Source organism: Staphylococcus xylosus (assembly GCF_002732165.1).
Lineage (GTDB): Bacteria > Bacillota > Bacilli > Staphylococcales > Staphylococcaceae > Staphylococcus > Staphylococcus xylosus.
Genome location: NZ_MRZO01000003.1, coordinates 1 through 13,856, shown reverse-complemented (window position 1 = coordinate 13,856; position 13,856 = coordinate 1). Strand labels below are relative to the sequence as shown.

Genomic DNA, 13,856 nt, shown 5'->3' with positions numbered 1-13,856 from the left:
CAATACTTCATTTTAGAAAGCTTTGGACCTATTAACGTTAACTGGATATTATACTAACCTTTTAATCTTTCATATCGTCTTTCAAATATTTTACCTCTTGAAATCCTGTACGATACGAAGCAAATTCTTCCATGATTGCATACCAATCATTTCCTACTTTTTTTTGAATATCTCTAAATAAATCATTCTGTGCTTTGTTTAATTCACGAACTAATTTCGTACCTTTTTCGGTAGGATAAAGGGCTTTGATTCGTTTATCGGCTTCAGTCTGTTTTTCAATAATAAACGCTTCATCTTTAAGTTTTTTCAAAGTTGCGTGACTACCTTGCTTAGATATTTCCATGCTTTTTAAGAGATCTTTGATTGTAATACCTGGGACTTTCTCTATAAAAAACAGAAATCTGTGATGTTGTCTATTCAAACCATAATCTTCAATTATTTCATCTGCCGTATTTATAAATGTTTTATACGCAAAGTAAAATAACAAATTTTCATAATCATTATTATTTCCTTCCATTCATACTCACATTCCTTATCTATATTGATCACTTTTATTATAATCGCTTTACCTTTTTCCTAGGAAATATATACAATATAACCATTATACTTTTATGATTATAACAGACTTACTACTGGATTAATTCGTTATAAATCATTAAGTCTCTCTATACATCTAAATAAAATGATAATCACTTATATATCAATAAAATTTCAGCCCTTTCATTTTATATAATTCATTATTTTTGTATTCAACTCATAATTAAAAAAGGACCATTGCTCCTAAATTGGTAGCAATAGTCCTTTCGCTAATAAAACAAAAACTAATTTAATTTTTAATTATTTCTTATTTTCTGAGTCAATTTTATTAGAGAATTTTTCAAGTTGTTTCTCGGCAAATGACTTACCACCAATACCAAACGCAATTGCAAATGCTACTGCTACAGCACCTAAAATTAATAAGAATGCTACGTTAACAATACTTTGCGCAAAGTTTAGCTGATCTAAAGTCATAAATACAGAAACAATGATGACTAAGTATTTTACAATTTCAGCCAACATACCATTTCCAGTTGATTTATTAATTAGTTTTGCTACTAAATTACCACCGATTAATCCTAGTGCTAAAATGATTGCAGCAGAAATAACAAGAGGTAAGTAACCGATAATCGCTTCACCAATTTGATTTAATACAGATAAATTAACTGTACTAAGCGCTTGTACCGTAAAGAATAAGCCTATTAGCGTAGTGATTACCCAACCAGCTGCTACTGGAATATCTATGCTGTCTTCATTTTTTCCAAAATTAACATATTGATTAAACTTACTTACATTTAAGCTTGATAATATGTTTTTTACTAATGTACCTAAAACTTTTGCAATAAATAAACCAATTACTAATATAACTACTGCAACAATTATTTTAGGTGAAAAGTTAAGTATACTGCTCATCATACCTTTAATAGGTTTAGATACTGATTGCATATTTAATGAATCAAACACTGATGGTAAGAATAGTAAGAATACTAGGAAGTATGCTAACTTACCAAAGGTTTGTATCAAACCTGCTGACTCAGACTTTCCGCTTTCTGCATCTACTAAGCCTTTTTCTTGTAACCAGGACTCAAAACCTAATGCGCCCAGCCCTTTGATTATGATATTCTTCACAATTACTGCAATAATCCAAGCAATAAGTAAGAATATTAATGCACCTATGATATTTGGGATAAAACTTATAACGCTATCAAGCGCTCCCATTAAAGAATCTAAAATTTTACTCATGTAAATTGCCCCCTTTTTTGGACAAATACCCTAGAAAAATAAAAATAATCATATTTATATATTTTTTTAAAAATAAGTTTGTAAATTAAGATAATTACACGCACCATTTATTTATCAAACGCCAATTAAACAAATTGCTTAATATCTAAATATAAATTAAGCGAACCATCTTTTAAATTAATCTTTTAATTATTTTTTATAACTATTAATCTTCTATAACGTCTAGACCTTCACTTCTCAATTGTTTAATTCCTGCTACCATCTGGCTGATTTCTTCTTTAGAATGACTTTCCCATGAAGCTAATTCTGCAACAATTTTCAATGGTTCAGTAGAACGATACGAACGCGTTGGGTTGCCAGGAAACTTCTTATCTGTAACATTGGGATCATCTTCAAACTCTCCTAGTGGTTCTACGATATAAATGTGTGCATCTGCTTCTTCTTTAGCTAAAGCTACAGCCAATTCTGCGCCCCATTTTGCTGCTTCTAATGTTCCTGTAAAATAAATATGATTCATTATGCGGTCTTGGTAATTAGATTTATGCAAAGGCTTCAATAAATCACCTATCTGCAACTGAACTTTTGTGCCATGTAAATATAAATCTTGTTCAAATGCTTGCTTTTGATTTTCCATAAAATAGTTTCCCCATATTCCACTAAAGTGTCTTACTATTATATGTGCCAATTAATAAAAGAAGTAGTCTATAATATTTATTTTTCATATAGTATAATTAACACAAAGGGAATATTTAACTGCAATTATTAAACATATATCCAACAATATCATACATAGTTTTAAATAAAATGAGGATACAAAATCACATTACCATTTTGTACCCTCATACTTATTATATGTCGATGAATTAACTATTTAAATGAACTAATTCATCCGCTTTATCTGTGAAGACCCCGTCCACGCCCCAATTAGCTAATTGGTTTGCTCTCATTTTATTATTTACTGTCCATACATTTAATTCATAGCCAGCATCTTTTATTGCGCGAACACGATTTTTTGTAAGCTTTGCATCTTCAATATTAACAATTGTTGATCCACAAAAATCTAAAAGCGTTCTCCAGTCTCCTTGAAACGCTGCCGCTTTGAATATAACTGCTCGTTTGTATGCTGGCATATGTTCTTCTGCTAATTTTACTAAATAAACATTAAAACTAGATATCAATACATTTAAGCTTTTATCTAAGTCTTTTAATTTTTCAGCTACTTGCTGAACCATACTTAAAGATAAATCACTACCGTTACTACCAGTCACGCCCTTTAACTCAATGTTTAAATTCATTTGATATTTATTAGCAAATGCTATTATTTCATCAAAAGTCGGTAATTTTTCATCTTTAAATTTTGAACCAAACCAATTACCTGCAGAAGCATGCTTGATTGCTTCATACTCCAATTGTGTAATTTCACCAACTATATCTGTAGTTCTATCTAAAAAGTCATCGTGAATGATAACGAGTTGTTCATCCTTTGTAATTGCAACATCTAGTTCCACCCATTTTAATCCTGTCACTTTTGCTGCGGCTTCAAATGCCGCTATAGTATTTTCAGGTGCTTTACTTGATAATCCTCTATGTCCATATATAGTAAACATCTCATCTTCCTTTTCAAATAGATTTTAGTGTAATTATGATATTTCCTTTAAGATATTACAAATAATCTAAACCCTTTATTAGAGTTATTCACTTAGTTTATAAAAATATGACTTAACAAAAATCGCCTTTGATACCTTTCTAAAGGTATTCAAAGACGACTAATTAATTATTTATTATGCTTTTGAATTTACGTATGATGTAGGATCAACTGAATATTGATTACCTACACCACCTTGCATACGTTGGAAGTGCAAGTGAGGAGCAGTAGAGTTACCCGTACTACCTGACGCACCAATTTGTTGTCCTTCTTTAACTTGCTGTCCTTTTTGAACATTTAAAGAATTCATATGCATATACCATTGATAGTTATTACTATTTTTTTCTTGGATAGTAACTTGGTTACCACCACCATAATTACTCCAACCACTTTGAATTACTGTTCCATCAGTTAATGAATAAACTGGTGTATTTTCAGACATAGCGTAATCGACACCATAGTGTGCACCGCCACCATGATATTGACCGTATGGTTGTAATTGACGATTTTTAGTTAACCAATTTGATGAATTTGAATTGCTTGTTGAATTTGAATCCGATGTATTGTTTGAAGTACTTTGACTTGTTGAACTTTGTGTTGATGCATTAGTTGTGTCATTTGATGTCGCATTCTGTTGTACATTTTGTTCGCCATTACCGTCATTACGTGTATAGCCACTATTGTAATCTACGTTTGATTTTGCTTGTGATGTTGCTTGTTCTGATGAAGTTTGAGCAGAAACTCCGTCTGAACTATTTATGTTTTGTGTATCATTTTGATTATTATTTTGGTTTACATCATAACCATCTTTTTGAACTTCTTCGTGACTTTGGTTAGCAGAATAATTGTTATCATTATTTACTGGTGCATTTGTATCTCCAGTTTGATTACTCATCGGGAAATAAAAATAATGATAATTTCCTTCACCATCAATTAAATAGAAATAATATTGTTGTTGATCAAACATAGATTGATCCCATTTACCATCTAACGTGTGATGATAATTACCGCTAGTATCTTGATCAATATAACCATAGTTAAAAATACTATTAGAAGACTGGTTACTTGAATATTGTGAATTAGATTGATCATTTTCTGATGCTTGCGCCTCTCCTTGTGCTATGCCAATTGCTCCCAATGACAATGTAGCAATCGTTGCTGTAACAAACTTTTTCATAATTAATAAATCCTCCCAAAATTTTTCTTAAGCTAATATATCAGATGAGATGATTTAATAGAATAGTAGACATCGTTTTTTAATTTACTGGTAATTATTTTGAGATAGCTGTAATTATTTTGAATATTCCTAATATGACACATCATCAGTTTGTAATAATAAAATAAGTCATACTTCTTTCATTTGGAAAATTATATGTAAGAATATCATCAATTGTTTCATTCATTGAGTTATATTATTTGAAGACTTTTATCAAAATATCATGTTCATTTAAAAATAATATATTTTTTATATTATTAATTACATGCTACGATAAACACATCAACTAATAAGTGAGGATATGACATTGAATAATTTAAACAACAACTATGTAGCAAAAGGTTCAAAAGATTATATTAAGATTATTGTTGCACTCTTTATTTCTGGTTTTACTATCTTTTCAATCTTATATAGTGTTCAACCATTGATTCCACATTTTACAAAATCCTTTAATATTAGTGAAACTACTGCGAGTTTAGCGTTATCAGCAGCAACTATTACCTTAGCTATTGCTATGTTATTTTTTGGTGCACTATCCGAAGTTTTAGGGCGTAAATCTATCATGATTTTTTCAGTTACATCTGTTACGCTCTTAGCATTAGTTCAACCCTTTGTGACAGACTTTAATACCTTCCTCATTATAAGATTGATACAAGGTGTATGTTTAGCAGGATTACCCTCTATAGCTATGGCTTATATTGGTGAAGAAATTTCACCACATAACTTGCCTGAAGCCATGGGTATTTATATAAGTGGGAATGCCTTTGGAGGAGCTTTTGGCCGTATATTCACAGGATTTATTTCAAGTATTTATGGGTATCAAATCGGACTTTTATCTATCGCAACAATTAGCGTCATCGCCACTATAATGTTCATAGTTTTAATACCTAAGTCTAAACATTTTGAAAAACAGCCTTTTTCTGTAAAAACATTACTAATTAGTTATTATAATCATTTAACAAACATCCGATTACTCAAACCCTTTATGATAGGCTTTTTATTACTTGGTTGTAACATAGCCGCATTTAATTATATTGGTTTTGAATTAGCCAATAAGCCGTACAATTTGCATGATAGTATCATTAGCTTTGTTTATTTACTATTTTTAATAGGCATGATTTCCTCGATTTTAAATGCAAAATTACGTACTAAATTAGGTACTTTAAACGCGTTAAAATTTAGCGTTTTATTACTAATTGTCGGTATAAACATTACTTTATTGTCACCCCTATATTTTAAAATTATTGGCTTAGCCTTTAGCGTCTATGCATTTTTTAGTGGGCATGCAATCTCAAGCGCAGTAGTTACCAGTCGTGCAGAAGACCATAAAGCCCAAGCTTCTAGCCTATACTTATTGTTCTATTATATGGGGTCATCTGTTGGCGGCACTTTGGCCGGTGTATTTTACAACTATATTCAATGGTCTGGCGTAGTTTTAATGATTACAATTTTTATGATTATTGCCTTTACCATTGCTCTTACTATTAAACAAAAATAGACCTGGAAATCTATGTTTTAAGATTTCCAAGTCTATTTTGTTATTTACATTCAAACTTTTACTGTTCTGTTGTCGATGCTATTTGTGCTTCAAATTCATCAAGTAACTTACGAGCCTCATCAGTTGTATTTGTGCTCATTAACTGGTGTCTTAATTCACTAGCACCTCTAATACCGCGTACGTAAATTTTAAAGAATCTACGTAAAGGCTTAAATAAACGTGATTCCTTTTTTGAATATTTGTCGAACAGGTCAAGGTGTAATCTTAATAATCCTAAAAGTTCTTCACTTGTATGTTCTCGTGGTTCTTTTTCAAATGCATAAGGGTTATGGAAAATACCGCGCCCAATCATTACGCCATCAATTCCATACTTTTCGGCAAGCTCAAGTCCCGTTTTTCTATCTGGGATATCTCCATTAATTGTTAACAATGTATCAGGTGCAATCTCATCACGGAGTTTTTTAATTTCTCCAATTAATTCCCAATGCGCATCTACTTTGCTCATCTCTCTTCGTGTACGAAGATGAATAGATAGGTTAGCAATATCCTGTTCAAATACATGTTTCAACCAGTCTCTCCACTCATCTATTTCAGAATAACCGAGTCTTGTTTTCACACTTACTGGCAGGCCGCCTGCTTTTGCTGCTTGAATGATTTCAGCTGCAGTTTCAGGTCGTTGTATTAAGCCTGAACCTTTACCCTTAGTTGCAACATTTGCTACTGGACACCCCATATTCAAATCGATACCTTTAAAACCCATCTCAGCCATACCGATACTCATTTCACGAAAATGCTCAGGTTTATCTCCCCAAATGTGAGCGACCATTGGCTGCTCATCTTCCGTAAATGTTAAGCGACCACGTACGCTGTGTATGCCCTCAGGATGGCAAAAACTTTCTGTATTCGTAAATTCAGTGAAAAATACATCAGGTCGTCCAGCCTCACTTACAACATGACGAAAGACAACATCTGTCACATCTTCCATAGGTGCTAAAACAAAAAATGGACGTGGTAATTCACGCCAAAAATTTTCTTTCATATATATTTAAACCTTCTTATCTATTATTATCTCGAATTTTTATCCATGACGATATTACCACAAAAAGTCAACTTACACAAAAGGATAATGATTCATATAAATCTTGTAAAGCTTCATCCTATTCGTTATTACATCAAAGAATTTAAAAATTAATGCTCTAATATTAAATCCCTTTATACTTGCCATATATTATTATATTTTCAAGCAAAAGATTTATACATGCAACAAACAAATCGAGACATCTATATACCTCGATCTTTGAAAATTAAATAGCTTTTAAACTGCTATAAAATAAATGAATATAATCAAATTTAATAAAAATAGTACAATCGCTGGCATTGCTTTTGTAACTGGATCTTTTCCTAAAAGAATATGTGACAGCGCACCAGCCAACATAGTTAAACCTATTAATGCACTGGCAAATAGTGCCAATGGGCTATAGAAAATACCGATTAGCATTGCTATAGCTCCAATAAACTCAAATGCTCCAGTGATTTTATTAAAAATAGATGGGTACCCAAATCGTGCAAATTCTTGTTTCATCTCACCAGAAAAGATTTTAACTCCCGTCATGATAAAGAATAAACCTAGAATCACTTGCAATATTAAGATAATAATTCCCATACAACCATCCCTCCTTTAATCGTGCTCTATCGACTTACTAAACCAGATATAATGTAAGGTGTGACACGTTTAATATAAGACTCGGCCGAAATATCACTAAAACTTTCACACCATTTTTCAGAAGCTCTATAAATACTTGCACTTAACATGCTCGCTGCTAATTGACGCGTAGCTTCATCCTCAAAATTCTCCTCAGCCAATAACCGTAACAACACACGTTCAATATGTTCTTGAATAATATTACCAATAGTTTCAGGATAACTTCTATGGCATCTTCGGCTTAAAGATAGTTGAAATTCTGCTACAATTTCAAAAATATACGCAAGCGTTGCTTCATTTAATTTCTTTTGCTCAAAATACTCATAATTCAAATTAATTAATAACTCTTCTGCGAGCGCTTTATCTAATAAATCATATATATCACTAAAATGATAATAGAATGTAGCTCTATTGATAAGTGCCTCTTTGGTAATGTCTTTTACTGTTATATTTTTAAAATCCTTTTCATCAGACAATTTAATAAAAGCTTGCATGATAGATTTTCTAGTTTTGATTACGCGTAAGTCTGATTTTGATTCTACCATTCGACAGCCTCATTTCCCTCCAACAATGAAGTATAGATGTTGAATATCCGACATTATTGACAAGTTGTTGGTATTTTTAAATCATATTACTGATTATTATAAAACTATATTAGTTTTAATTAAACTTTGGAGGTCAAATTATGGAGAAAAATATGGTATGCGATATTTATTCAGGCGTATGTAAACCTAGTGATGCAAATAAAGTAGAAACAATTAACTTAAATACAAACTCTGCTAAACAGACTTTGTATTATGTTACGGATCCTATATGTTCTCATTGTTGGGCATTTGAGCCAACTTTAAATAAACTATTAGTACAATATGGGCATTTATTTAATTTTCAAATGGTCATGGGCGGACTATTAGAAGAATGGGGAGACGGACCTATAGACCCAGCGAATGGCATTTTCAAACCGGCAGATGTTACACCACACTGGCAAGAAGTAGGACAGTATTCACGTATGCCGATCGATGGCACAATTATGGAACTAGATCCTGTTCAATCCTCATATCCGGCATCACGCATTTATAAAGCAATTCAACATTTAGACTCACCTACAGCTGCAATAAAATTTATTAGGTTAGTAAGAGAATCATTATTTGTTTTTAACCAGAATATTTCTGATGAACATATACTTAAATCACTACTACAACAATTTTATAAAAATGAAGCAACAGTTCGTGTAGAAGATATTTTAGCTTTATCAAACAGTGACAAAGGAAAAAAATTACTTCTTGAAGATTTTGATTTAATTCATAAATTAGGGGTTCAAGGTTTTCCAACTATAGTACTGTTAAACAATGATAATCGTGGCACTAAAATCGTAGGTGCAAGAGAACTCAGCGTATATGTAGATACACTTAAAAATTTAAATAAATCTAGTGAAATTGTTCCAAAACCTTTACCAGATTTATCATTATATTTAAATTCTCATCCAAGGTTATTTTCTAAGGAAATTGAAGTAATGTATAATTTACAAAAAGAAAATGTGCCAGAATTCATGCAACAATATTTAAATCATTCTAACTACACTACTCAAAATATATTAGGCGAAAACTATTACGAAAGCGTTTTAAATTAAGTTGACTCAATTTAAATAAGAATTAAGGAAACAACCAAAATCGTAGATTTAATTTTGGTGTTTCCTTTTTAATCTCATTGAATATTCTATTTTATTATGAACTAATTACGTTTTGTAATGAGCATCTATTTTTAAAGATGTAAACTATACATTCAAATACTTATCATAATCAAATGTTTCAATACTATTGGTAACAACAACACTTGTATCAAGATTAAATTTAAGATATCTACTCACTTCACAAACGGCGTTAACTTGCAAATTTTCTATTTCATTCATCTCAAGTAATATAAAGCGAAGTGAGTCTGAGTGATAATTGGATTGAGCAAGTAGTTTCTCAATACTCTCTAATAATAATGCCTTATAATTCTCTCCAGAAATAGGAACTACTCTAGAATTAATTGGTTCTTTATTTTTATTTCTTAAATAGAATAATGTATTGCCTCTACTATACTGTATAATAATAAACATAATAAGTTCCCCAATTCTAACATTATATTATTTATTATTATACTGTACACATTTAGCGCAATTTATAAACAAGATAAATTAAATTTACAACAATTTTTTAAAATAAACCTGTTGGCTTCGTATCATAACTAACTAATAAATTTTTAGTTTGTTGGTAGTGTTCTAACATCATTAAATGATTTTCTCTACCAATACCACTCATTTTATAACCACCAAAAGCAGCATGCGCCGGATAAGAATGATAATTATTAACCCATACTCTTCCAGCTTGGATGCCTCTACCAGCACGATATGCTATATTCTGGTTTCTTGTCCAAATACCAGCGCCTAATCCATAAATTGTATCATTTGCCATGGCTAATGCCTCATCGTTATCTTTGAAGGTTGCTACCGACAATACTGGCCCAAAAATTTCTTCTTGGAAAACACGCATATTTTGATTACCTTTAAAAATAGTAGGTTCAATATAAAAACCATTTTTTAAATTCTCATTCTCTTTTCTCACATTACCACCAACAAGTATTTCTGCACCTTCGTCTTTACCTATATCTAAGTATTTCTTAATTTTTTCTTGTTGTTCATTGGAGGTCTGTGCACCTACCATTGTTGTATCATCTAACGGGTTTCCTAGCTTTATTTTATTTACTTTATCAATACATAATTTTATAAATTCATCATAAATATCTTCATGAATCAATGCTCTAGAAGGACATGTACAAACTTCACCTTGATTTAAGGCAAACATAACTAATCCTTCTACTGCTTTATCTAAGAATTCATCGTCTTCATCCATAATATCCTTATAAAATATATTCGGTGATTTGCCTCCTAATTCTAGAGTTACTGGTATCACATTGTCACTGGCATTCTTCATAATAATCTTACCTGTTGTTGTTTCACCGGTAAAAGCAACTTTATTAATCTCTTTATGTGTGGCAAGTGCTTCACCAGTTTCATTACCAAACCCATTTACGATATTTATTAATCCTTTTGGTAAAATATCTTCAATTATTTCAATAAAATGTAAAATAGACACAGGTGTTTGTTCTGCTGGTTTAAGAACTACAGCATTTCCAGTCACTATAGCAGGGGCAATTTTCCAAGTTGCCATAAGTAATGGGAAATTCCATGGAATAATTTGTCCGATGACTCCTAGTGGTTCTTTATAATGATAAGCAACTGTATCATTATCTATTTGTGAAATACCACCCTCTTCGGCACGTATCACGCCTGCAAAATATCTAAAATGATCTACAACTAAAGGTAAGTCTGCAGCAAGTGTTTCTCTAACAGGTTTACCGTTATCAAAAGTTTCGATAACTGCTAAGTATTCTAAATTCTCTTCTACGCGATCCGCAATATCTAATAAAAGTTGTGATCTTTCGGCTAATGACTTTTTCCCCCACTCAACTTGTGCTTTTTTAGCAGCTTTTACTGCTAAATCGACATCTTTTTGTGAAGACCTAGGAACTTTTGTATAATTTTCACCAGTAATTGGCGAAATATTATCAAAAAATTCACCTTCCTGTGGCTCCGTCCAACTTCCATCAATAAAATTACTATATTGCTCTTTCACTTTATATTCTGCATTACTTTCATTTGGATTTGTATAAATCATATAAATACCTCCTTTATATTGTCATATACCCTTCAAATTTTTGTGTAAGCGCTTAAATTATTAACTGTAAAAGAAGAAGTATTTAATGCTTTGCCACAAGGGTTAACTTTTTGTTTAGTCTTTTTTGGTACTTTCTTAATATATAAAAATAGAAGCTAGGACATAAGTTTGTCCTAGCCCCTATAAGTAATGACTTTCTATAATACTTTATTTGAAACGTCTATTTTTCATCTTCTTTTTTTCTACGACGTTTAGCAAATAGTAATAATGCACCTAATCCTGCAAACAATGAACCAAATAATGTAGCATTGCGTGTTTCTTCCTCACCTGTTTCAGGTAATTTTGATTGTTTATTTGTTTTGTTATCTATTGATTTATTGTTTTCTACAACGTTAGAACTGTTATTTGAAGCTTCCGCTTGTGATTCATTAGGATTGCTATTATCTTTGTTATGGCTAGCGTTTGGTGAATTTTCTCCTGTGCTTGGAGCTTCTCCTGCGCCTGGCTCTTCTCCTGCGCCTGGCTCTTCTCCTGTGCCTGGATTTTCTCCTGTGCCTGGCTCTTCTCCTGTGCCTGGATTTTCTCCTGTGCCTGGTTCTTCTCCTGTGCCTGGTTCTTCTCCTGTACCTGGATTTTCTCCTGTGCCTGGTTCTTCTCCTGTGCCAATTACATTTGTATTTGTAGGTTCTGAAATATTACCTTCTTTATCCGTGGCAGTCACTACGACAGTGTCTCCATTATTTAAATGTACATTTGATGGAATTTCAATTGTGTAGTTGCCTTGGTCATCTGCTGTGCCTGTTGCTGTTGTACCATCTGGGAACGTTACTGTTACCGTTGAGCCTGGTTCTGCCGTTCCACTTACTGACGTATCTTCACTTGTTACTTCATTCACCGTCGGTGCTTCTGGTGCTGTTGTATCTACTACAGTTGTCGTTGTTTCTGATGATACATTTCCATCTTTATCTTCTGATACAACTCTGATTGGCTCTCCACCATCTAAGTTCACGGTTGACGGAATTTCAATTGTGTAGTTGCCTTGGTCATCTGCTGTGCCTGTTGCTGTTGTACCATCTGGGAATGTTACTGTTACCGTTGAGCCTGGTTCTGCCGTTCCACTTACTGTCGTATCTTCACTTGTTACTTCATTCACCGTTGGTGCTTCAGGTGCTGTTGTATCTACTACAGTTGTTGTTGTTTCTAATGATACATTTCCATCTTTATCTTCTGATACAACTCTGATTGGCTCTCCACCATTCAAGTCCACTTTTGATGGAATTTCAATTGTGTAGTTGCCTTGATCATCCGTAGTAGCTGTTGCTGTTGTACCATCTGGGAACATTACTGTTACTTCTGATCCTGGCTCTGCAGTACCGTTAACCGTTGTAGATTCACTTGTTACTTCATTCACCGTTGGTGCCTCTGGTGCTGTTGTATCTGCCACTGTTGTTTTTACAGAGTCAGAAATATTGCCGTTATTATCTATAGAAGCTATTAATAATTCTTCTCCACCTACTAAGTCAATTACAGCTGGCACATCTATTGTGTAGTTGCCTTGGTCATCCGCAGTACCTATTGCTGTTGTGCCATCTGGGAACGTTACTGTTACTTCTGATCCTGGCTCTGCAGTACCGTTAACCGTTGTAGATTCACTTGTTACTTCATTCACCGTTGGTGCCTCTGGTGCTGTTGTATCTACTACAATTGTCGTTGTTTCTGATGATACATTTCCATCTTTATCTTCAGCTACAACTCTGATTGCCTCTCCACCATCTAAGTTCACGGTTGTTGGAATGTCTACTGTGTAGTTGCCTTGATCATCCGTAGTAGCCGTTGCTGTTGTGCCATCTGGGAACGTTACTGTTACTTCTGATCCTGGCTCTGCAGTACCTTTTATTTGTGTATCTTCACTTGTTACTTTTTCGACTGTTGGCACTTCCGGGGCTGTTGTATCTACTACAGTTGTTGTTGTTTCTGATGATACATTTCCATCTTTATCTTCAGCTACGACTCTGATTGGCTCTCCACCATCTAAGTTAACGGTTGTTGGAATGTCTACTGTGTAGTTGCCTTGATCATCCGCTGTGCCCGTTGCTGTTGTACCATCTGGGAATGTGACTATTACTTCTGATCCTGGCTCTGCAGTACCGCTAACCGTTGTAGATTCACTTGTTACTTCATTCACCGTTGGTGCTTCTGGCGCTGTTGTATCTGCCACTGTTGTTTTTACAGAGTCAGAAATATTGCCGTTATTATCTATAGAAGCTATTAATAATTCTTCTCCACCTACTAAGTCAATT

13 protein-coding genes are annotated in these 13,856 nt (G+C 33.0%); 2 read left to right on the top strand and 11 right to left on the bottom strand.

The features are described from left to right. Positions 1-61 precede the first annotated feature (61 nt). The 5 genes from BTM19_RS05225 to BTM19_RS05205 form a co-directional block, all read right to left on the bottom strand. Positions 62-517 (bottom strand): MarR family winged helix-turn-helix transcriptional regulator, encoded by a 456-nt coding sequence (locus BTM19_RS05225; protein ID WP_029378046.1) that lies wholly within the window; start codon positions 515-517, stop codon positions 62-64. A gap of 320 nt (positions 518-837) precedes the next feature. Continuing rightward, on the bottom strand, positions 838-1,779 hold the full coding sequence (locus BTM19_RS05220) for a mechanosensitive ion channel (RefSeq protein ID WP_029378045.1): 942 nt from the start codon (positions 1,777-1,779) through the stop codon (positions 838-840). Positions 1,780-1,984: 205 nt separating this feature from the next. Continuing rightward, the gene (gene arr / locus BTM19_RS05215; RefSeq protein ID WP_029378044.1) at positions 1,985-2,413 is read right to left on the bottom strand and encodes an NAD(+)--rifampin ADP-ribosyltransferase; all 429 of its coding nucleotides are present in this window, start codon (positions 2,411-2,413) and stop codon (positions 1,985-1,987) included. A gap of 229 nt (positions 2,414-2,642) precedes the next feature. Further along, positions 2,643-3,386, bottom strand: a complete 744-nt coding sequence (locus BTM19_RS05210) for a glycerophosphodiester phosphodiesterase family protein (protein WP_029378043.1) — start codon at positions 3,384-3,386, stop codon at positions 2,643-2,645. Positions 3,387-3,560: 174 nt separating this feature from the next. After that, positions 3,561-4,601, bottom strand: coding sequence for a M23 family metallopeptidase (locus tag BTM19_RS05205; RefSeq protein WP_058625926.1), 1,041 nt, complete (start codon positions 4,599-4,601; stop codon positions 3,561-3,563). A gap of 346 nt (positions 4,602-4,947) precedes the next feature. On the opposite strand from BTM19_RS05205, the gene BTM19_RS05200 reads away from it, so the two are divergent. Next, complete coding sequence (locus tag BTM19_RS05200) at positions 4,948-6,138, top strand: MFS transporter (RefSeq protein WP_029378041.1); 1,191 nt, start codon at positions 4,948-4,950, stop codon at positions 6,136-6,138. Positions 6,139-6,196: 58 nt separating this feature from the next. Here the strand turns inward: BTM19_RS05200 and BTM19_RS05195 are convergent, their stop codons facing one another. The 3 genes from BTM19_RS05195 to BTM19_RS05185 all read right to left on the bottom strand — a co-directional run bounded on the left by BTM19_RS05195 (position 6,197) and on the right by BTM19_RS05185 (position 8,385). After that, complete coding sequence (locus BTM19_RS05195) at positions 6,197-7,177, bottom strand: tRNA dihydrouridine synthase (RefSeq protein ID WP_029378040.1); 981 nt, start codon at positions 7,175-7,177, stop codon at positions 6,197-6,199. Positions 7,178-7,453: 276 nt separating this feature from the next. Then, positions 7,454-7,801, bottom strand: coding sequence for a DoxX family protein (locus BTM19_RS05190; RefSeq protein ID WP_029378039.1), 348 nt, complete (start codon positions 7,799-7,801; stop codon positions 7,454-7,456). A gap of 26 nt (positions 7,802-7,827) precedes the next feature. Continuing rightward, the gene (locus BTM19_RS05185) at positions 7,828-8,385 is read right to left on the bottom strand and encodes a TetR/AcrR family transcriptional regulator (protein WP_029378038.1); all 558 of its coding nucleotides are present in this window, start codon (positions 8,383-8,385) and stop codon (positions 7,828-7,830) included. A gap of 140 nt (positions 8,386-8,525) precedes the next feature. Here BTM19_RS05185 and BTM19_RS05180 point away from each other — a divergent pair, with 140 nt between their 5' ends. Further along, on the top strand, positions 8,526-9,467 hold the full coding sequence (locus BTM19_RS05180) for a DsbA family protein (protein ID WP_058625927.1): 942 nt from the start codon (positions 8,526-8,528) through the stop codon (positions 9,465-9,467). Positions 9,468-9,611: 144 nt separating this feature from the next. Here BTM19_RS05180 and BTM19_RS05175 read toward each other — a convergent pair whose 3' ends face one another. The 3 genes from BTM19_RS05175 to BTM19_RS05165 form a co-directional block, all read right to left on the bottom strand. Next, entirely contained in the window at positions 9,612-9,938 is a 327-nt protein-coding gene (locus BTM19_RS05175) for a hypothetical protein (RefSeq protein ID WP_029378036.1), read from the bottom strand. Between the two features lie 97 nt (positions 9,939-10,035). After that, complete coding sequence (locus BTM19_RS05170) at positions 10,036-11,556, bottom strand: aldehyde dehydrogenase family protein (protein ID WP_058625928.1); 1,521 nt, start codon at positions 11,554-11,556, stop codon at positions 10,036-10,038. Between the two features lie 220 nt (positions 11,557-11,776). Continuing rightward, on the bottom strand, positions 11,777-13,856 hold a 2,080-nt coding region (locus BTM19_RS05165), incomplete at its 5' end, for an Ig-like domain-containing protein (protein WP_142378968.1).